The sequence below is a fragment of the Pseudomonas sp. SIMBA_067 genome (genome assembly GCF_046534675.1).
Classification (GTDB): Bacteria; Pseudomonadota; Gammaproteobacteria; order Pseudomonadales; family Pseudomonadaceae; genus Aquipseudomonas; species Aquipseudomonas putida.
The window spans coordinates 1-253 of record NZ_JAWRYH010000886.1; the positions used below are offsets into that span (position 1 = coordinate 1).

Here is a 253-nt window from a genome sequence, read left to right on the forward strand (position 1 = left end):
GCCGATATGCTGGTTGCTGTAACCAGTTCAGATGAAACCAATATGGTTGCCTGCCAGGTAGCCTACTCACTTTTCAACACCCCTAATCGCATCGCTCGTATCCGCTCACCAGACTACGTGCGCGATGCCGATAAGCTATTTCATTCAGATGCTGTGCCGATTGATCATCTGATCGCACCAGAGCAGTTGGTTATCGATAATATTTACCGACTGATTGAGTATCCCGGCGCATTGCAGGTGGTGAACTTCGCTG

Annotated in this window: 1 protein-coding gene; it reads left to right on the forward strand. The window is 49.4% G+C overall.

The annotated features are described in order from the left end of the window. Positions 1–253: NAD-binding protein (locus SB765_RS31770; RefSeq protein WP_410932776.1), on the forward strand; the 253-nt coding region annotated here is incomplete at both ends.